Annotated in this window: 28 protein-coding genes and 1 pseudogene; 17 read left to right on the top strand and 12 right to left on the bottom strand. The window is 64.0% G+C overall.

Translation table 11 applies throughout. The features are described from left to right. Together ACLBX9_RS30015 and ACLBX9_RS30010 are read left to right on the top strand one after the other, a co-directional pair. Positions 1-182 (top strand): hypothetical protein (locus tag ACLBX9_RS30015; protein WP_447718889.1); only part of this gene is annotated, 182 nt, incomplete at its 5' end. Positions 183-301: 119 nt separating this feature from the next. Then, positions 302-529, top strand: a complete 228-nt coding sequence (locus ACLBX9_RS30010) for a hypothetical protein (protein ID WP_447718888.1) — start codon at positions 302-304, stop codon at positions 527-529. Between the two features lie 62 nt (positions 530-591). Here the strand turns inward: ACLBX9_RS30010 and ACLBX9_RS30005 are convergent, their stop codons facing one another. After that, positions 592-1683 carry a helix-turn-helix transcriptional regulator gene (locus ACLBX9_RS30005; protein ID WP_447718887.1) on the bottom strand — a complete coding sequence of 364 codons (1092 nt, stop codon included), beginning with the start codon at positions 1681-1683 and terminating at the stop codon, positions 592-594. Between the two features lie 161 nt (positions 1684-1844). Then, positions 1845-2357: a hypothetical protein gene (locus ACLBX9_RS30000; RefSeq protein WP_447718886.1), complete on the bottom strand. Its 513-nt coding sequence runs from the start codon at positions 2355-2357 to the stop codon at positions 1845-1847. A 685-nt stretch (positions 2358-3042) separates the two neighbouring features. On the opposite strand from ACLBX9_RS30000, the gene ACLBX9_RS29995 reads away from it, so the two are divergent. Both ACLBX9_RS29995 and ACLBX9_RS29990 read left to right on the top strand, forming a co-directional pair. Continuing rightward, positions 3043-3579: a DUF2059 domain-containing protein gene (locus tag ACLBX9_RS29995; RefSeq protein ID WP_447721485.1), complete on the top strand. Its 537-nt coding sequence runs from the start codon at positions 3043-3045 to the stop codon at positions 3577-3579. Positions 3580-3592: 13 nt separating this feature from the next. Beyond that, on the top strand, positions 3593-3919 hold the full coding sequence (locus ACLBX9_RS29990) for an integration host factor subunit beta (RefSeq protein WP_447721484.1): 327 nt from the start codon (positions 3593-3595) through the stop codon (positions 3917-3919). 9 nt (positions 3920-3928) lie between these two features. Here the strand turns inward: ACLBX9_RS29990 and ACLBX9_RS29985 are convergent, their stop codons facing one another. After that, on the bottom strand, positions 3929-4177 hold the full coding sequence (locus ACLBX9_RS29985) for a hypothetical protein (RefSeq protein ID WP_447721483.1): 249 nt from the start codon (positions 4175-4177) through the stop codon (positions 3929-3931). A gap of 265 nt (positions 4178-4442) precedes the next feature. On the opposite strand from ACLBX9_RS29985, the gene ACLBX9_RS29980 reads away from it, so the two are divergent. The 5 genes from ACLBX9_RS29980 to ACLBX9_RS29960 all read left to right on the top strand — a co-directional run bounded on the left by ACLBX9_RS29980 (position 4443) and on the right by ACLBX9_RS29960 (position 7834). Beyond that, entirely contained in the window at positions 4443-4682 is a 240-nt protein-coding gene (locus ACLBX9_RS29980; protein WP_447721482.1) for a DUF6894 family protein, read from the top strand. Between the two features lie 73 nt (positions 4683-4755). Then, positions 4756-5993, top strand: a protein-coding gene (locus ACLBX9_RS29975; protein WP_447721481.1) for an IS3 family transposase whose coding sequence is annotated in 2 segments (ribosomal slippage) — positions 4756-5116 and positions 5116-5993 — 1239 coding nt in all. Because the reading frame shifts where the segments join, the coding sequence is not laid out codon by codon here. 31 nt (positions 5994-6024) lie between these two features. Continuing rightward, the gene (locus ACLBX9_RS29970; RefSeq protein WP_447721480.1) at positions 6025-6792 is read left to right on the top strand and encodes a Crp/Fnr family transcriptional regulator; all 768 of its coding nucleotides are present in this window, start codon (positions 6025-6027) and stop codon (positions 6790-6792) included. 169 nt (positions 6793-6961) lie between these two features. Continuing rightward, positions 6962-7252 carry a DUF6894 family protein gene (locus ACLBX9_RS29965; RefSeq protein WP_447721479.1) on the top strand — a complete coding sequence of 97 codons (291 nt, stop codon included), beginning with the start codon at positions 6962-6964 and terminating at the stop codon, positions 7250-7252. A 303-nt stretch (positions 7253-7555) separates the two neighbouring features. After that, on the top strand, positions 7556-7834 hold the full coding sequence (locus tag ACLBX9_RS29960; RefSeq protein ID WP_447721478.1) for a hypothetical protein: 279 nt from the start codon (positions 7556-7558) through the stop codon (positions 7832-7834). A gap of 76 nt (positions 7835-7910) precedes the next feature. On the opposite strand, the gene ACLBX9_RS29955 is transcribed toward ACLBX9_RS29960, so the two are convergent. Further along, on the bottom strand, positions 7911-8039 hold the full coding sequence (locus tag ACLBX9_RS29955; protein WP_447721477.1) for a hypothetical protein: 129 nt from the start codon (positions 8037-8039) through the stop codon (positions 7911-7913). 1418 nt (positions 8040-9457) lie between these two features. On the opposite strand from ACLBX9_RS29955, the gene ACLBX9_RS29950 reads away from it, so the two are divergent. Next, positions 9458-9784 (top strand): HU family DNA-binding protein, encoded by a 327-nt coding sequence (locus tag ACLBX9_RS29950; protein WP_447721476.1) that lies wholly within the window; start codon positions 9458-9460, stop codon positions 9782-9784. On the opposite strand, the gene ACLBX9_RS29945 is transcribed toward ACLBX9_RS29950, so the two are convergent. Genes ACLBX9_RS29945 through ACLBX9_RS29935 form a run of 3 tightly spaced genes read right to left on the bottom strand, consistent with a single transcriptional unit; the run spans position 9726 to position 10553 of the window. After that, positions 9726-10076 (bottom strand): hypothetical protein, encoded by a 351-nt coding sequence (locus ACLBX9_RS29945; RefSeq protein ID WP_447721475.1) that lies wholly within the window; start codon positions 10074-10076, stop codon positions 9726-9728. The two genes, ACLBX9_RS29950 and ACLBX9_RS29945, sit on opposite strands and share 59 nt — an antisense overlap. Next, entirely contained in the window at positions 10076-10258 is a 183-nt protein-coding gene (locus tag ACLBX9_RS29940; RefSeq protein ID WP_447721474.1) for a hypothetical protein, read from the bottom strand. Before ACLBX9_RS29940 ends, ACLBX9_RS29945 begins: the two co-directional genes overlap by 1 nt. A 40-nt stretch (positions 10259-10298) precedes the next feature. Then, positions 10299-10553, bottom strand: coding sequence for a hypothetical protein (locus ACLBX9_RS29935; protein ID WP_447721473.1), 255 nt, complete (start codon positions 10551-10553; stop codon positions 10299-10301). Positions 10554-10657: 104 nt separating this feature from the next. Here ACLBX9_RS29935 and ACLBX9_RS29930 point away from each other — a divergent pair, with 104 nt between their 5' ends. The 5 genes from ACLBX9_RS29930 to ACLBX9_RS29910 all read left to right on the top strand — a co-directional run bounded on the left by ACLBX9_RS29930 (position 10658) and on the right by ACLBX9_RS29910 (position 12348). Beyond that, positions 10658-10903: a hypothetical protein gene (locus ACLBX9_RS29930; RefSeq protein WP_447721472.1), complete on the top strand. Its 246-nt coding sequence runs from the start codon at positions 10658-10660 to the stop codon at positions 10901-10903. Further along, positions 10900-11193: a hypothetical protein gene (locus ACLBX9_RS29925; protein WP_447721471.1), complete on the top strand. Its 294-nt coding sequence runs from the start codon at positions 10900-10902 to the stop codon at positions 11191-11193. Before ACLBX9_RS29930 ends, ACLBX9_RS29925 begins: the two co-directional genes overlap by 4 nt. A 73-nt stretch (positions 11194-11266) precedes the next feature. Beyond that, a complete protein-coding gene (locus tag ACLBX9_RS29920) occupies positions 11267-11521 on the top strand; it encodes a hypothetical protein (RefSeq protein WP_447721470.1) in 255 nt (84 codons plus the stop codon). Positions 11522-11657: 136 nt separating this feature from the next. Continuing rightward, positions 11658-11891, top strand: a complete 234-nt coding sequence (locus tag ACLBX9_RS29915) for a helix-turn-helix domain-containing protein (protein WP_447721469.1) — start codon at positions 11658-11660, stop codon at positions 11889-11891. Positions 11892-12060: 169 nt separating this feature from the next. Beyond that, on the top strand, positions 12061-12348 hold the full coding sequence (locus ACLBX9_RS29910; RefSeq protein WP_039895038.1) for a hypothetical protein: 288 nt from the start codon (positions 12061-12063) through the stop codon (positions 12346-12348). A 27-nt stretch (positions 12349-12375) separates the two neighbouring features. Here ACLBX9_RS29910 and ACLBX9_RS29905 read toward each other — a convergent pair whose 3' ends face one another. Beyond that, positions 12376-12657 (bottom strand): hypothetical protein, encoded by a 282-nt coding sequence (locus ACLBX9_RS29905; protein ID WP_039895059.1) that lies wholly within the window; start codon positions 12655-12657, stop codon positions 12376-12378. Between the two features lie 122 nt (positions 12658-12779). Between ACLBX9_RS29905 and ACLBX9_RS29900 the strand changes: the two genes are divergently transcribed. Beyond that, on the top strand, positions 12780-13172 hold the full coding sequence (locus ACLBX9_RS29900) for a hypothetical protein (protein WP_447721468.1): 393 nt from the start codon (positions 12780-12782) through the stop codon (positions 13170-13172). 30 nt (positions 13173-13202) lie between these two features. Here the strand turns inward: ACLBX9_RS29900 and ACLBX9_RS29895 are convergent, their stop codons facing one another. From ACLBX9_RS29895 to ACLBX9_RS29885, 3 genes are all read right to left on the bottom strand, one after another. Beyond that, entirely contained in the window at positions 13203-13421 is a 219-nt protein-coding gene (locus ACLBX9_RS29895; protein ID WP_447721467.1) for a hypothetical protein, read from the bottom strand. 43 nt (positions 13422-13464) lie between these two features. Beyond that, positions 13465-13731: a hypothetical protein gene (locus tag ACLBX9_RS29890; protein ID WP_447721466.1), complete on the bottom strand. Its 267-nt coding sequence runs from the start codon at positions 13729-13731 to the stop codon at positions 13465-13467. An 87-nt stretch (positions 13732-13818) separates the two neighbouring features. Continuing rightward, positions 13819-14298: a MucR family transcriptional regulator gene (locus tag ACLBX9_RS29885; protein ID WP_447721465.1), complete on the bottom strand. Its 480-nt coding sequence runs from the start codon at positions 14296-14298 to the stop codon at positions 13819-13821. 418 nt (positions 14299-14716) lie between these two features. Here ACLBX9_RS29885 and ACLBX9_RS29880 point away from each other — a divergent pair, with 418 nt between their 5' ends. Next, positions 14717-15223, top strand: a complete 507-nt coding sequence (locus ACLBX9_RS29880; RefSeq protein ID WP_447721464.1) for a MucR family transcriptional regulator — start codon at positions 14717-14719, stop codon at positions 15221-15223. A gap of 194 nt (positions 15224-15417) precedes the next feature. On the opposite strand, the pseudogene ACLBX9_RS29875 reads toward ACLBX9_RS29880, so the two are convergent. Further along, positions 15418-16035 (bottom strand): annotated as a pseudogene (locus ACLBX9_RS29875) (porin); the annotation flags it as partial.

Here is a 16035-nt window from a genome sequence, read left to right as displayed (position 1 = left end):
CCAGAGTAAACGAACGGTTCACCAACTCAGCGCAATTGCTCGGGTCGCCTCGATCCTACCGCGATGTGGCGACGTTCTACCGGCACACCCACCGGAGATACGCAGCCATGCAGATCCTCAATCTGCTCACCGGACAGATGGTCGAGGTGCGTGTTCCCCGGCCGGGACCGAGGACCGCCTGATCCTCCTGGCAATGCGGACCCACGCATAGCCACTCCCCGGGCCATAAGCGCCTGACCCGGTACCAGCGACCTCAGCCCCGCGGCATAAGCCCGGCCCCGCCACGAGCCCCAGCGAACCGATGACGCTCTCCGATCTCGATAAGCCTGCTGAACTCACCGTGTGGCCCGGCCATACACCGGCCCATGTCGCCGACGCTCGCAGCTTCTCGACCCTGCGCGCGGCTCTGGCCGCAGCGGCCGAGGTAATCGACGCGGAAAACGCGAAGCCCTGGATCATCACCGAGAACGGCGACATTCTGGCGCCCAACTGGATTAGGGCCAACACCGGATCGCGCCGCATGCACTGATTGGCCGAGAGCCGCAGCTCTGCGGTGTTGAGAACACCACCGCCGCCGACGCTCACGCTCAATCAGCCTGCCCCAGAGAGCAGGACGATCCCGTTAAGCAGCGCAGCCAGTTCCGACTGGCGCCCCGTCCCAGTTTTGGCGAACACGGCCTTGAGCTGCGAGCGCACCGTGTTGGCCGACACACCTGTCTGTTCGGCGAGCGTCGGGACATTCAGGCCTCGCGCGACGTCGCGAGCGATGCGAGCTTCGGCTGGCGTCAGATCAAACAGTCCTTGGACGAGCCGTGCATCCGGCACACGATCAGCGTCGAGAGGCGTGACCACGGCGAGGCAAGCGGTCCGCGCGAAGACGTCGCGCGCGTTCCCGAGGACGGGGACGAGGTGAACGATCGCCGCTTGACCGTTGATCCCTGCCGGCAGCGGTATCGAGGCGCCTTGCATCGCGTTTGGCGCAATGCGCCCATTGTCCAAGATCGTGCGCAGGCTAGCGTCAGCTGGTGGATGGGAAATGACCAGTCCAGTCGGCCCATCCTGAAACAAAGCCGGCATATGTCTCACGAAGCGATCGTTCGCCGCCAGGATCCTGCCGCTGAACGATAGGGCGGCCGCCGCTAGTCCAAGGGCTTCCAAATCGCCGACCGTGGCCTCGAACCGCAATTGACTGTACCGCGCCGCCAGGAGTGCCGCACGGGCGAGGTGCGGGCGGTAAGTGTCGAGGTGCTCGGCTTGGGCTCGGGAAAAGGGGCCTTGTCCGTGGCGGCGCTCGATGTTGACCACGAGGGTGTCACCGTTCGGAACCGCGATGGCGGTCCCGAGATGCCAGCCGCCTCCGAGGCGTCGCATGTCGGCGTACATGGGCTCCTGGTCGAGTTCCTCATCGGTGAAGAGATCGAGGTCGGTCAGAAACCCCGCATGATCGCGCCGAACCCCGCGCTCGACCAAGGGGTTTGCCGCCATCCAGCCAGCGGCCAGGAATGCATCGAAAAACGGGGTTGTAGCCTCCGAGGCGGTCCAGCGCGTCGCTTCAGGCGTGGCTGTAAAGAGCATGCCACCCCAAGCGCCCGTCATCTGCGATAGGCGATCGAGCAGCGCTGGCCACGCCTCTGGAATATGAGCAGCCTCATAGATGTCGCCCAGCAAGGTCTCGTCGAGCACGGTCGTAAATAGCCTGATAGCGCTGAGGTTTTGCGCTGGAACGATCTGAAGCCAACTACGTCAGATTGGTTTCGATTGCGTTCGTTCTATCGTCCGACCGTAGACCCTCAGCGCATGGCTCGGCCGCCTCTACCACCCGCGAGAATTCTCACGGAGTCGCTTCAGTCAAGGTCGCCCAATGCCCTCCGGCAGCCTTCGTTTGGTTCCGCTGGCCTCGTTTTCCCCAGAACTGGAACCTCAGTAGGCGTGCTGGTTACGGTTTTGCCCCCTCCCCCTTGAGAGGTGGGGCCGTGATGGCCCTCTCTTCGCGGAGGGGGTCCTGCCACGGTATCCCCATCATGGGACTGCCTTGCAGGCTTTCGAGTGAGCCGGATCCAGCCCTGCCACTCCGGCGAGATGATCCGGAGCACGTTGGTGTCGTTGCGGAAGCCAGTAATCTGGCGCTCCTCGACGGTCAGGAGCCCGAACTGCCGGGCCTCGCGGATGGCGTTCTTCACGGTCGAGCGGCACACGCCGGCCACCGCGGCCATGTTCTCGATCGACAGCCGGCAGTCCTTCCGGCGGGCGGTCTCAGCGGCCACCAAGGCGAGGACCGCCTGCTCTGCCAGCGTGAACCGCACCGCGATGGCCGGTGGGAGCCGCCCAGAGGCCGCCCAGCGGCGATGACGCTCCATCGAGGATCCGTGCGTGGGCGCGAGCCAACGGTCCTCCTGGGCGACCCTACAGCTCCGGAAGCGATCCCAACTTGGATTGGTGAGGTTGCCGAGGGGTTCGAGCCCTGTTCGGGCTTTGACCAGGCGGCTGTAACATGGGTTTGACGCTGCGCCTCAATCAGAACGGACAGCTTCTCGGCCTCGGCCTCCGTCACCTTCCCTTCGCCGTAGGCCTTCCACAGCGCAGCCGTGATAGCCGGCAGCGCGGCGCGCGGGGCCGTCTCCGCCTGTCGGCGGATTTCCTCGGCATAGGTCATCGGTCCCGGTCCCTCTCGGGCCGCGGCTAGGGTCCAGGCCAAGCCTTCCCGTTGACGGAAACAGGTTCCATCTTGACTCCCGAGGGAGGTCATGGCTTGTGGGGGGGGTAGTCACACCGGCCCCACAAGGCCCCAGGATTTTCAGCAGCCTCTTCCTTGCCGGGAAGGGGCTGTTGGCTTTTCGGGGTCTATCTCGCGGCGATGGTCTCCTAAATGGCGGCCGCGACTCGCCGAGGCGGGTGCAGCCGGAACGGTCCATGTCGGCCGGGGCGCACGGTTAAGTCAACTTTGGCATCCCAGCGGTCGACATCGATCGATGCCGCCGTATGCTGCTGAACCAGCGGTCTGCGACACAGCCGGATCGCGCCCCCACAGCAGCGGACCGTCTCATGCGCCTTTCGACCGTTATTGCCGGCCTGTGCCTCGGAGCTGCGCTGCCTTGCGCCGTGTTCGCTCAATCGGCTCAGAAGCCTGCTTCGACGACCGTGCCGGATCCGGCTCTGGTGAAGGTCGCGCGGGAGACGGTCGCGCAGATGCAGGGCGATCGCACCGCGACGCTCAGCGCCATGGCTGGGCCGATGGTCGGCATGATGCAGCAGCTCGGCATCAAGGAACCCGACAAGGCACAGGTGTTGGTGCAGGAGGTGGTCTTACCGACCCTGACCGCGCACTATGACGAGTTGCTCGACATCCAGGCTCGCGGCTTCGCTACGGTCCTCGGTAAGGACGACCTGCAGGCCATTGCGGCCTTTTATGCGACGCCGGCCGGCAAGCACCTCGCGGCAGCCCAGCCGCAACTCGCCCAGGTTCAACTAACGGGCATGCAGCAGTGGATGCAGTCGGTGATGCCCGAGATGCAGGGTAAGATCGTCAAGGCAGTCCAGGCGCACGGTTGGGCGCCCGGTGGACAGGCAAAGCCACGCTGAACCAAGCGTCACCATGATCCGGTCTGAACTTGTCGCCCGCATCGCCGAGCAGAACCCGCACCTGTACGCGCGGGATGTCGAGCGAGTGGTGGATGCCATCCTCGATAGAATGACCGACGCACTGACGAACGGCGACCGCGTGGAGCTACGCGGGTTCGGGGCCTTCTCGACGCGGGAGACTAAGGCCCGCATCGGCCGCAACCCGCGCTCTGGTGCCAGCGTGCAGGTGGCGGCCAAGGCGAACGTCCACTTCGCCCCGAGCAAGCTGATGAAGGCTCGGCTCAACCGCGAGAAGATCGAGCCAGAGTTGAAGGCGGAGCGGCTTCTGCGCGCGTCCTGATCAGACCAGTCAGCATCGTTCCGGCTGCGCCAGCAGGATGGCGGCCCGCACCGCCGCGCGGCGGAGATCATCGCTTGCCCATGGCTGACTCATCAGCGTCCTAGCGAACGGATGGCCTGCGACGGCTGCGGCCGGGTCGATGCGGAAGCCTTCGCCGAAATTAATTGGACCGCTCTGTGGGTTGGCCAGGTAGGCTTCGACGACCGCCGTGATATCCTCATCGACCACGTGCAGCGTCGCCAGCAGGTCGAGGGTCATGAGAGGCATCGCGGTACCATAGGCCACTCACTACGTCCGCACCGCGCTTTATGTAGTTGCGGCCTCCTCGCCGAACGCAAAAGAAACGTAGCAGTTTGTGCAGCGCCCGCCAGATCAGCCAAAAGCTGCTCACGTCGGATCTCACATAAGTAAGTGCGCTGGAATATAGCACACATTACGTATGCCCATCGCTGACTCCGGCCCGAGCCGTCGGCGACTGTGAGAGGCTTGTGCTCCCGGCTCATCGCCATAGGGAGCGCATCACGTGCCTCGCTACTTCTTCGACATTCACGACGGCGGGCCGACGCGGGACGACACCGGCACCGAGTGTCTCGACCTTGATACCGTGCGGCAGCATGCCATGCGTGTGCTGCCCGACATCGCCCGCGAGGACATCCCGAAGGATGGCGACCGCCGCACTTTCACGGTGCTGGTGACCGATGATGACGGACACTCCGTCTATTCGGCGACGCTGAACTTCACCGGGCAGTGGCTGCTGCGCTGATGGGGTCCAAGTGAACCGCACCCCGTTTTGACCGGACAGGCGGCATAGCTCACGAAGGCATAGGCGTTGGCCTATGGGTAAGGCTATGTCATCTGATCCGACCGCCCCACCGGTGCATGGCGAAATCCTGTCCGGCGTTCAGCGTCGACGGCGCTGGTCCACCACCGAGAAGATCCGCCTCGTTGAGGAGAGCCAGCAGCCCGGCTCGTCCGTGTCGTTCGTCGCCCGCCGCTACGGCCTCTCGCTCAGCCTGCTGTTCTCGTGGAAGCGGCGCATGCTGGAGGGCGGCCATCAGGCCGTGCACGCCGACGAGGAGGTCGTCGGCACCAGCCGGGTTCGCGAGTTGGAGCGGCGCGTGCGCGACCTCGAACGCCTGCTCGGGCGCAAGACCATGGAGGTCGAGATCCTGAAGGAGGCGCTCGACCTCGCCCGCACAAAAAAACCGACCTCGCCGCTCAGCTCCTGGGGCGGTTCGACGGGCGGTTCGCGGTGAAAGCGGTCGCCGACACGCTCGGTGTAGCCCGCTCCCACCTGGCCGAGCGCCTGAGTCGACCTGTTCGGCCGCGCGGCCTCTACCACAAGCCCGAGGATGCACAGCTGCTGCCGACGATCCGCGCGATCGTCGATGCCCGCCCGAGCTACGGCTATTGCCGCGTCACCGCACTGGTGAACCGGGCCCTGCGCTCGCGCGGCGAAGCGAGCGTCAATGCCAAGCGGGTGCTGCGCATCCTGCGGGCGAACGGGCTCACCCTCGCGCCGCACACCGCCCGTCGTCCCGGCCGCACCCACGACGGCACCGTGGTGGCGTTGCGCTCGAACGTGCGCTGGTGCTCGGATCACCTCGAACTGCGCTGCCGGGACGGTGCGGTCGTCCGCGTGCTGTTTGCCATCGACGCTTGCGACCGCGAGATCATGGCGTGGTCGGCGACCACGACAGGCGTCTCGGCTGAGATGGTCTGCGACCTGATGATCGCCTGCTGCGAGCGCCGGTTCGGCGGGACGAAGACCCCGCACCCGGTCGAATGGCTGTCCGACAATGGCTCCGCTTACATCGCCAAGGAGACAGCGCAGACGGCCGCCGCGCTCGGCCTACGGTTGCTGTTCACCCCGATGCGATCGCCGCAGAGCAACGGCATCGCGGAGGCGTTCGTGAAGACGCTCAAGCGCGACTATGCCCGCCTCGCCATCTTGGCCGACGTCGAGACCGTGATGCGGCTTCTGCCGGCTTGGTTCGAGGACTACAACACCTTCCACCCGCACTCCGGCCTGCGCATGCTCTCGCCCCGAGAGTACCTCAGCCGGACTGCCTAAACCCACCCCGCTGCCTGTCCAGTCAAACAGGGTGCACTCCACCAAGCCACAACTCGAAAGGTCGCTGTCGGCCAACCCACTGATCCGGAAGCTTCGAGTCGCGGGCAGCCTTACTGACGAGGATCGCACGGTTCTCGAAGGGCTCTGCGTCTCACCGCGTCATCTCGAGGCGCGCCAGCACATCATCTCACAAGGTGATCCGCCCAGCGACGTGCACCTCGTGCTCGACGGCTTGGCCTGTCGCTACAAGGTGACGCCTGACGGCAGCCGGCAGATCGTCGCCGTGATGGTGCCCGGCGACTTCTGCGACCTGCACATTGCGATCCTGGGTGAGATGGATCACGGCATCGCCACGCTGTCACCGTGCACCATCGTGGACATTCCGGTCGCGACCATCGCCGACCTCACGGAGAACCACCCCCGCATCCGCCAGACCTTGTGGTGGGCGACCCTGGTTGACGAGGCGACGCTGCGCGAGTGGTTGGTCAACCTCGGGCAGCGAGAGGCGGCCCAGCGGATGTCGCGCTTCTTCTGCGAGTTGCTCATCCGCCTGCAGCTCGTCGGCTGGACGGAAGAGAACAGCTATGCTTGGCCGTTGCGAAAGTACGATCTCGCCGACCTGCTTGGACTGACGAGCGTGCACGTCAACCGCACGCTTCAGTACCTTCGGGGGCAGGGTCTGATCGTCATGAGGCGGCAGCGGCTGATCATCCCCGACGTAGACCGGTTGAAGGCGTTCTGCAGCTTCGATCCGACCTACCTGCACCTTGCCTCTCCGCGATCAGTGGTGAGGCAGTAAGCAGTCGCACCACGACGGGTTCGCTGTAATCGAGCCGAGCGGCAGCACAAAACTAACTTGCTGAGTAGCATCGCAAATCGTGGTGGGTCACACTGCGCGCAATCGCGGCAATCATCCGGGCACGCCGCGAGTGAGGACTTCTGTCCCTGCCTCGACAGCGGAGATGCGCGTGCCCCGGTTCTTCTTCAACATCCGCGACGGCTTCAGTTCGCCGGACGATAGCGGCACTGAGTTGCAGGATTGGGCTGAAGCTCGGGTCGAGGCGGTTCGGTTAGCTGGCGCGCTCATCAAGGACGACGCTCAGCGGATCGCTCTCGGTGACGACTGGCATATCGAGGTGGCCGACAGCACCGGCCTCATCTTGTTCCAGATGTCTTTCATTACCGTAGCGTCCCCCGTCTTGCGCAATGGCGGCAGCCAACAGGCTGAACGGAGCCGCGTCACCACCACAGCAGGATGACGATCAGGACTGCGACCTCGGCGGTGATCAAGCCGACGATCAGACTGCGGAAGAACCGCACATCCGACTGTAGGCTGGCGTCGTTGGGCTCGTCTGGCATCCGAGAGCGTCCCGGTAGACCACCGTCATGGTGGGCTGCCCGAAGCTCTCGCCCGAACATAGGTTATGCTAGTCATTGAGCAGCTGTAGGTTGCAGATATGTGTTGCAACCCTGCATCATACAGAGATTTACGAACATCGATCGCAGCTAGTCTTCAGTCTACTCCTACACTGAAACTATTCCGCAGCCTCGGATTGCTGCCGATGACGACCCACCTCGAACCGAAGCTGAGACAGGACGCGACGCCGTGCCTGAGCGTCGGGAAGGTCACTCCAGAGGCGCAGAAGCTCCTCGGTGCTGACGGCCACGCTCTGCGATTTTGGCTGTTGAAGGAACGTCTCGACAGGGCTGCCGAGCGCTTCCGCGATCCGACGCAGCGCGATGGCCGCATGCGCACCCCGTCGATCGCTCGGATCGTCGTCTCTGCGGGTCATGATCCAAGCATCCTGGGAGGTTCAGCAACCTACCTGACGGATGCGTAGCCCGCGCGAACACACATTAGATTTGCTTCGCCAACTGAGCCGACCCTCGGCCAACGCTCGGATGGGTATCAATTGGCTACCTCGTAGTCATCTCGCGCACCTGAGCCAGCAGAGCACGGCGAGCGGCAGGATCCTCGATCTTGAACCAGAGCCGGACGAGTTCGGCCGTCTCGTCCGGATAGGTCTCCAGGTGCGCAGCCTCCATCAACGCCTCGACGGAGCAACCCAAGCTCTCGGCGATGCGTCGAACGGCATCGCGTCCCCGCTCACGCCGACTTCTTGCGCCAGATGTCCGCCAGGCGGGATGGTGCATCACTGCCTCCCAGCAACAAATCGATCTTCGCGATGCAACTTATGTCAGCGCCGCAACGCTGGATAGCATCTACCGCGCTGGGTTCGCGCAGCGTTGGCAGGTGTGTTTTGAGCGGGAAGGCAGACGATCACGAGTTCGATGAGATGGTAGATGCCTGCCGCCGGGCGCACGAGGTCGTGAAAGAGCACGGCACGGCTGAGATGCAAGCGTTCACGACGGCGCTGCTACATGCTCTGGCGAAAGAGGCGGCGCGGCGGTCGACCGATGGCTGCAACGGTCACGACGCGTAGCCTCATAGTTTCGGTATGAGGGCTCGGTTTGAAACCGGGACGTCGGAACGCTCGGCATACGGCGGCCGGCCCTCGGCACGGTTCGCGAAGATCCGCTCTCGCAACAAGACAGCGCGATGTGCGATCGCCTCCGCATCACAGGTTCGGCACGGGCCGCCCCGGCCGGCTGCACGGCAGTTGTCGGGGTTCTGGCAGGATCGGCGGGGCATGGGCGGCGCGACAGGCATTCTCGGGATGCACGGTCAGAGTTCACATAAATTAGAAACTCGCCTGCGGGAAAGACCTAGAGCATGCCGGTCGGCTTCGGTCGACCTCCACGCTCGCCCGCAGATATGCCCCTCAGCTGTCGAGGGCGGGCGTGGATGCTGGGTTTCAGTGCGTAATATTACATATCTGAGTATACACAAGACGGACCTGCTGTAGCTTAGCTGGGTCGACTCTGCGTCGATCTCCGCGCCCGCCGCCTGGTGTGCCCCTCAAGCTGCCGGAAGGCGGGCGTGGATGCCGGCTCTTTGGAATGGGTGGAGCGGAGCTACCGGGTGTGACACTCTGAGCGGCCTCGATGGCGATTAGCCAGCCCGCGAACGCATCGAGCAGCAGGAGGCAGGTCGACCTCCGCGGGTAATTCAGAGCCTGACGCGGGCTGCCAAATTAGAGCCGAAGGCCGCCCGTGAATAAGCTGGATCATAGCTCCACAGACGGCCGCCCGGTCTGGATTAGGCGCTAGGGAAGGTGACCGCCCTCGGCTGCGCTGGATCACAACCGGGGTCCGGACCGGGCGACCTAGCCGCTTCATTCAACCGGAGATCCGCGGCTCTCGGCAGCAGACTGCATGTCCGGCTATCGATCAAGCGGGGTCGGCTTCCTCATTATCACCCGCACCTCCGTGACGTGCGTCAGCTCGGGGATCCCCGGCAGCAGGGCACCGATCGCACCATGCAGTGCAGCCACCTCCGTTTTAGGTTCGGGTGTGCGACCTCGCACTTGCGCCAGTTGCGCCGGTCTCGGCACCTTCTCGGCATGATCCGGTCCGAACTCGTCGCCCGCGTCGCCGAGCAGAACCCGCACCTCTACGCGAAAGAAGTCGAGGCGGTGGTTTCCGCCATCTTCGACCGGATTGTTGCGGCGCTGGCAGACGGTGATCGCGTCGAACTGCGCGACTTCGGGGCCTTCTCGACACGGGAAACTGGAGCTCGCACTGGCCGAAACCCGCAATCGGGCGCCATCGTGCAGGTCGCAGCCAAAGCTCACGTGCAATTCAAGCCGGGCAAGGCCATGCGGGCGCGGCTCAACCGCGAGAAGATCGAGCCGGATGCGGAGGCGGAGCGGCTGCTGCGCGTCTCCTGACATCGTCCAGCGGTCGCAGCGTCGCCCGCACCTTCGCGGCCTCTGGCGGCTCTGGGATCGCGAGCAGGGCCGCAATAGCCTCATGGGTATCGAGCCAGCGCCGGGCGGCGATGACGAGATCAGGGCCGGCGATGTCGAGACCGTGGCGTTCAACCCCGCGATGCGCGGCGTTCAACCGCCGGTTCAACCAGTGTACCCGTGCCAGCAGGATCAGGAACTTGGCTGTGTCGCGCCAGGACAGGCGCTGGGCGGCGGCTACGATGTCGGTTCGGTCGGGGAGCGTGGTCGGCATCAGCGTACGCCTGCGAGGTCGAGGAGCGCTACGCCCACGGCGGCCACGATGTTCCCGCGGCCGCGCCAGGGTAGGATGGTCGCCTCCGGCAGCGTGTCGATTGCGATATCGGTCGCTACAACCGGCAGCACGGTCTCTGGCGTCTCAACCTCGCGGTCCCGGATCGACTGCAGGTCGCGCATCGTGGCGGATGCAAAATCGATCCGATCGACGATGCCGCCTTCAAGGCGAGGATGGGCCCAGTCCTGAGTCGAGCGCGAAGCTGGCTCGCTCACACCGCTCCTGAATGCCGGTCGCCGCCTTGCAGGCGGCGGCCATGATGGCGGCGCGGTCGTAGCGGCCGGCGGCGACGAGGGGGCGCGTGCGGGCGCTGAGCTGCACCAGGGCACGGGCACCGAGCATGCCGGCGGGGATCTTCGTGCGGGCGTCGCGGCCGGCGCGGTCGATGCGGGTCCAGGAGACGGTGCGGTGGGGCATGGAGGCTTGCTCCGATATAGGTATTAAAACTAGATACGTCGCGTCTATCCCTATGCCAACAGCTTTCTAGGTGTGATACATAGATAGCCCATTCAGAGGGCCAGATGCTTACAATCGGCAACCAGCTCAAAGCCGCCCGCGCGCTCGTGGGCATGGAGCAATCCAGATTGGCCGAAGCCACGTCCCTCAACGTCAATACAATACGGAACATGGAGGCGGCGGGCGCAGGCCCGATCGCAGGGCGGTCTGTCAACGTGCAGGCCGTTCAGCGCGCTCTTGAAGCCGCAGGTGTCGAGTTCACCAACGGTGGCGAGCCGGGCGTGAAGCTGCGCCGGAAAGACCCGGCGTGACTGCCGGCACCTCGCCAGAACCACTCTCCAAGGTTCTGCGGCTCTGCACGGCGCTCGCATATCGGGCGCTCGACGCGAGGATGGGAGGGCAGCCCATGCCGGCAGCGCAGGCCGTTGCGCTGGCGAAGACGGCCCGCCTTCTGCAGGATTACGGTGTGGAGTGGCCGCCTCTTTTGGCGCAGGCGCTGCGCGAACTGGCGTCGGAACCCGAGAGTGAGTCGTCAGGAGACGATGAGCTGCAGGGCTTGGCACTCTTCTTCGAAGGCTTCCGCGAGCGGGATCAGTCATGACCGCCGGTCTGGAGTTCATCCCCGAGAACGGAAACGGGGCTGGGATCCAGTTCCGGGAGCGGAAGGGCTAGCGATGGCGACGCAGACCTACCGCCTGACCTTCATCCTCCGTTTGTCTGGCTCGGATGCCGACACAACTCGCCAAACGGTGACCATCGCCGCGGAAACGATAGAAGACGCCGTGGATCTCGCGCAATTCTACCGCGCTGGCCTGCCGAGCGGAGCTGTCATCTCTGCAACGCTCACTGATACGAACGGCGCGGTGCTCTGGTCGGAGCAGGATAGCAACGACCCGAACGTGAATGTCGGTCGAGGGGATCTGGAATGATCGCACGCCGTCTATCTGCGATGGGCGTCGCCATCGTTTTCGTCGGCACGACCCGGGCTCTTGAGGCTGCTGGGGTCGAGTACGCCATGGGAGATTGTCTCGTCGCCGCCGCAGTCGCGACCTTGCTCACGTCCTCATGGCCATCGCCATGATTACGGGCTCGCAGCTCTTCAAAGCACGGATCTCAATCGGCTGGACCCCGGCGGAACTGGCCAAGCGCGCCAAGGTGCCTTTGAGTGTCGTGGCGCGAGCCGAGGGCAGTCCCGGCGAACCAGTGGTTACCATCGCGCAGCTCAACGCCTTAGTGCAGGCGCTGCGCGCTGTCGGCGCCAGCTTCCCGCCTGCCGACCTGCCGCGAGGCGGCACATAAAAAGCGCCCCCATTTTTTATTCGGAAATAGGGACGCTCGCTGCGCAGCGAGCCGATTTTCGTGATCTCTAAAAGGCTTCTTTTCCGGGCGCGAGCAGTTGCCACACGGAGTCGGCTGGAACAACCAGCAGTAAGCACCCTTCTTTCAGGCTTAAGAACCTGGAGGAAGCATGTCCAAGATCCTGAATATCGCTACCGCCGCCACAATGCTCACGCTTTCGGCGAGCTTGGCTGTTGCTGCGCCATGCAACGTCGGCACGACCACGAATGCGGCTACCGGGAAGGATGCCACCTCGAACGTCGACGGTGGTTCGACCGCCAAGGTGAGCCCCGGGGCAAAGGCGGAGTCGCCCGGCACGGTCGGAGCGATGAACAACACAGGCGCCGCCATGAAGGATGACGGCTCGAAGAAGGCCCCCGAGGGTCAGCCCGTTAAGCCAGGCGCCGACAACTGCTGAGTTTGCGACTGACCGGGCGCCGTGTCTTTACGGCTCGCCCGGTCGGGGCTTGATCGCGGGCGCCCCCATGACAGTGGCTGTTACGGCGTTCCGGAACGTTTTCTCCTGCGGGCCGGGCCGCGCCTTCAATTCGAAGGTCTCGGGCGATGCTGCGACGGCCGCCGCGATGTCGACGCTGTACCCGCTGGCGAACCGATACGGGCCCGCATCCGGAGCCCTCATGTAGAGGTCGATGGCCGCGACGATCTCGCTGCTGCTGACCGTGCCGGCCCTACGGAGATCGGCGAGCGTTGGGCGGGCGGTCGGCATGATGTCGGTGGGTCCAGAAGCGCCACTGATGCGCGGCATCTATCCGACGCAATCAACATAGGTTGGGCAAGTCCGCTATCCGCCGCATAGCATCACCAAGCCCGCTCCCGTAGCTCGGCTGGATGGTCTCCGCTTTCGCTCCCATCATGCTTCCCGACGCCGCTGCCGTGTGGCGCAGTGCCTTAGAGGATCTGTCTCAACACGCCTCGCTATGCCGCTATCTCACCCCGGCGCGCTGGGCGCCGATCCGGGAGTCCGCCATTGATTTCTGCGACCGCCTCGGTGCCGAGGCCCACGCGCTCAGCTGGACAGCGGCCGAGCTGTTCGCACTCCATCCAGAGCACGGGACGCTGCGGATCGAGGTCTGTGGAGTGATGATGATCACCGGCAACCGGGCCCAGGCCGTCGAGCCGACCCGCGTCGTGTTCGAGCGCGGCTCGGCCTACCGGACCAGGCAGGGTCAGATCTGGGGCATCCCGATCTGGGAGTTCGTCAAGAAGAGCGCGGGGCGGTGAGCAACACGCTCGCGCGTGCCGTTGTCCAAGTCACGGCGCTCGGGAGCAGCCCTTCTGGCCGCAGATGTAGGCGCTGGTCTCGGTCTGCATGACGCATGTGCGGTCTGGCGTCGGGATCTCGGCGCGACGGTCATGCTCGACCCACCACTTCACGAAGGCTGCAGAGCAAGAAGGCAGTGGGGTGATCGCCTCGACCGAGTTCGACACCATCAGCACTGCGACTACCACAAAGGCTCCGACGAAGCGCATCGTCCTCTCTCCCGGGATCGGCGTCCAACCGTGCTGTCGCCGCTCACCCCGGGACCGGGAAGCCCATGATGACGGCCGTCGTCACCATCGTGCGGCGTAGGCCCGGGGTGGTGTCCTTGTCGGCCAGCAGCTTCTTGGCCTGCGGGTTCATCTCGATCGCCTTGGCGACATCGATTGTGTGGCCGGACTTGAAGGCGAACGGCTTGACGCCCTCATCCTTCAAGTAGGCGGCCGTCGCCGCCTCGATCTCCTCGTCCGTCACCTCGGACTTGCGGCGCAAGTCGCCGACGCTGGGGATCTCTTTGGCCATGGCGGAGAGCTATGGCAGAGGCCCTGCCGTGTCTACGACACAACGGACTCTGCCAAGTAGGATCGGGCGGCGGGGCCAAGCGTCGCCTCAGCTCGCCCCTGTTCTGGCAGCCCTATGACGCCCCTTCGGTTGACGCTCGGCCATGGCGCCGGGCTGCCCGAGACCAATAGCCTTGGCTAAAGCGGAACGTCGCTCAGCGTAGCTCGGCGCGACCATCGGGTAGTCGGCCGGCAGACCGTAGTGGTCGCGGTAGCTCTTAGGATTGAGGCCGTGGCTGGTCAGGTGGCGCTTGAGCGTCTTGTAGGTCTTGCCGTCGATAAAGCTCGTGATGCCATCATCGCGGACCGACTTGCGGATCTGAGCGGCGCTCGGCTTGTCGACTCCAGAAACCGCCGCGGACGCACTCCCTACGCTACCAGAAGTCAGCCCGCGAACAGCATCGTGCACGTTTCGGATGAGATTTGGAAGCTCAGCGATAGGCACGGAGTTGTTAGAAACGTAAGCGGCAACGATATCGCCAGCCAGCTCAGTGAGGTCGAGAGCAGACCCTGCAACTTCTTCTTTCACTTTACCTCTACCAGATGCGCGACTGCCCACCGGCAAGAGGTGGGGCGCCAATCTAAATTACGAATTTTTAGATGCGGTCAAGCCCATCGCTGTCAATATCCCGTTTTTTGCTTTAGCCTACCGAGGCATAGTTCGGGGTCGAAGCGATCGCCGTTTGGCGCCCAGCCTGCGAGATCAGTGGCCTCGCAGTATGGCAGCACTTGAACGTCTCTGCTCTGGTTGGCGGCCGACCAGACAGCGTCACGATGCTTGCGCTACAAGCTTGGGAGCGCTTTCTCAGAATTTTGTCTGTGTTCAATGATCAGATTGCTCTCGATTTTGTTCATTCGACACGTTTAGCCATCTTTGCCTAAGGTTGCCGATCAACTAAGGGAACGTGGGGCATTCGTGTAGCTATTTGGTTTTTAGGAGATCTAAGGTGACCAAGGACGAGCAGATTATTGATGAAGGTCATGTGCAAAATGGGGGCCAATCGGATCTCGTCGCCCTAACGGCTGACATCGTGTCCGCCTACGTTTCGAACAATCGCGTGCCCCCTGCTGAGATGCCGGCGCTGCTTTCAAGTGTGCACGCCGCAGTCGCTGGGTTGGGCAGCCTCCCCGCCCCCGCTGAGGTCGGTCCGGAAAAGCCGACGCCAGCTCAGATCCGAAAATCCATTAAACCCGATGGGCTCATCAGCTTCATCGACGGAAAGCCGTACAAGACGTTGAAGCGGCATCTCACCGGCAACGGTCTGACGATGGACGAATATCGCGAACGCTATGGGTTGCCGCGGGACTACCCCTCAACGGCAGCTAGCTACTCGGAGCAGCGGTCTGCACTCGCCAAGAGCCTCGGTCTCGGCCAGCAGCGTCGGAAGTCGGCGGAGCAGACAGAGAAGCCTTCTAAAGCTCGTAAACCGAAGGGTGCTGCAGCAGCCGAGTAAGGCTGAGAGCGTTGCAACAGCGTCGTTTGCGCTCGAAACGTCGGCTGGGAGACCATGCCATCACGGCGCGCCCCAGCTTCGCGCACTTCTAGGAAAGCAAAAAGCCCGGCCTTTCGGCCGGGCAGTGAGGGTCCCTTTGCACGGGGACATCAAGACCAGGAAGCTTTGGAGAACAACCGGCCTCGATCTGGGGATTAGAAGTCGCGCTGAACGCGGACGCGGATCTGGGACACGCCGTCCGAGGTCGTGGTCCGGACCAAGCCGCCAGCGTTGATCGCCGCGACGCGGGAGTAGGCGGTCGGATCCTTGTCGACGTCGATGACGCGGCCGTTCTTCACGCCGATCTGCGTGTAGAAGCCTTCCAGGCCGATATCGAGATCCTTGACCGGCGACCAGATCACGTTTGCGCCAGCCACAAACTGATAGGTGTCGCGGAGCGCCTGGCTGAGCGCGAAGAAGCGGGTGCCGGGCGTGCCCACGCCGTTGGCGCCGAACGAGTTGGCCGGGTTGACGACGTTGAACAGCACGCCCTGCTCGAACCGCGAGTTTTTCGCGAAGTTCTGCTCGCCGTAGGAGCCGAAGAACGCCGAGCGCCACTCTGGCGACCAGTAGTGCAGGTACGCCGCCGACACGGTGACGTTGTCGTTTTTCTCGATCTGACCCGTGAACGGGTTGATCTGCGCGTCATTGAAGTACTGCGTGAACTTCTGGCCCTGGATGGTCGCGGCCGTCTGGGCGTAGGTGCCCGAGTACGAGGAGTAGCCGGAGTAGATCTGGGCACCGTTCGCGTAGGCGGCCTGGACGTACAGCGC

This window comes from Methylobacterium sp. A49B (genome assembly GCF_053346215.1).
Note: the sequence above shows the minus strand (reverse complement) of the source record. Positions and strands in the feature narration are given on the sequence as shown.

What these genes read in the sequence shown, in the direction of transcription:
- ACLBX9_RS30010 (WP_447718888.1), top strand. Translation starts at nt 302, where the DNA reads ATGACGCTCTCCGATCTCGATAAGCCTGCTGAACTCACCGTGTGGCCC.
- ACLBX9_RS30000 (WP_447718886.1), bottom strand. Translation starts at nt 2,357, where the DNA reads ATGGAGCGTCATCGCCGCTGGGCGGCCTCTGGGCGGCTCCCACCGGCC.
- ACLBX9_RS29995 (WP_447721485.1), top strand. Translation starts at nt 3,043, where the DNA reads ATGCGCCTTTCGACCGTTATTGCCGGCCTGTGCCTCGGAGCTGCGCTG.
- ACLBX9_RS29990 (WP_447721484.1), top strand. Translation starts at nt 3,593, where the DNA reads ATGATCCGGTCTGAACTTGTCGCCCGCATCGCCGAGCAGAACCCGCAC.
- ACLBX9_RS29985 (WP_447721483.1), bottom strand. Translation starts at nt 4,177, where the DNA reads ATGACCCTCGACCTGCTGGCGACGCTGCACGTGGTCGATGAGGATATC.
- ACLBX9_RS29960 (WP_447721478.1), top strand. Translation starts at nt 7,556, where the DNA reads ATGACGACCCACCTCGAACCGAAGCTGAGACAGGACGCGACGCCGTGC.
- ACLBX9_RS29955 (WP_447721477.1), bottom strand. Translation starts at nt 8,039, where the DNA reads ATGGAGGCTGCGCACCTGGAGACCTATCCGGACGAGACGGCCGAACTC.
- ACLBX9_RS29950 (WP_447721476.1), top strand. Translation starts at nt 9,458, where the DNA reads ATGATCCGGTCCGAACTCGTCGCCCGCGTCGCCGAGCAGAACCCGCAC.
- ACLBX9_RS29945 (WP_447721475.1), bottom strand. Translation starts at nt 10,076, where the DNA reads ATGCCGACCACGCTCCCCGACCGAACCGACATCGTAGCCGCCGCCCAG.
- ACLBX9_RS29940 (WP_447721474.1), bottom strand. Translation starts at nt 10,258, where the DNA reads ATGCGCGACCTGCAGTCGATCCGGGACCGCGAGGTTGAGACGCCAGAG.
- ACLBX9_RS29935 (WP_447721473.1), bottom strand. Translation starts at nt 10,553, where the DNA reads ATGCCCCACCGCACCGTCTCCTGGACCCGCATCGACCGCGCCGGCCGC.
- ACLBX9_RS29930 (WP_447721472.1), top strand. Translation starts at nt 10,658, where the DNA reads ATGCTTACAATCGGCAACCAGCTCAAAGCCGCCCGCGCGCTCGTGGGC.
- ACLBX9_RS29920 (WP_447721470.1), top strand. Translation starts at nt 11,267, where the DNA reads ATGGCGACGCAGACCTACCGCCTGACCTTCATCCTCCGTTTGTCTGGC.
- ACLBX9_RS29915 (WP_447721469.1), top strand. Translation starts at nt 11,658, where the DNA reads ATGGCCATCGCCATGATTACGGGCTCGCAGCTCTTCAAAGCACGGATC.
- ACLBX9_RS29910 (WP_039895038.1), top strand. Translation starts at nt 12,061, where the DNA reads ATGTCCAAGATCCTGAATATCGCTACCGCCGCCACAATGCTCACGCTT.
- ACLBX9_RS29905 (WP_039895059.1), bottom strand. Translation starts at nt 12,657, where the DNA reads ATGCCGACCGCCCGCCCAACGCTCGCCGATCTCCGTAGGGCCGGCACG.
- ACLBX9_RS29900 (WP_447721468.1), top strand. Translation starts at nt 12,780, where the DNA reads ATGGTCTCCGCTTTCGCTCCCATCATGCTTCCCGACGCCGCTGCCGTG.
- ACLBX9_RS29895 (WP_447721467.1), bottom strand. Translation starts at nt 13,421, where the DNA reads ATGCGCTTCGTCGGAGCCTTTGTGGTAGTCGCAGTGCTGATGGTGTCG.
- ACLBX9_RS29890 (WP_447721466.1), bottom strand. Translation starts at nt 13,731, where the DNA reads ATGGCCAAAGAGATCCCCAGCGTCGGCGACTTGCGCCGCAAGTCCGAG.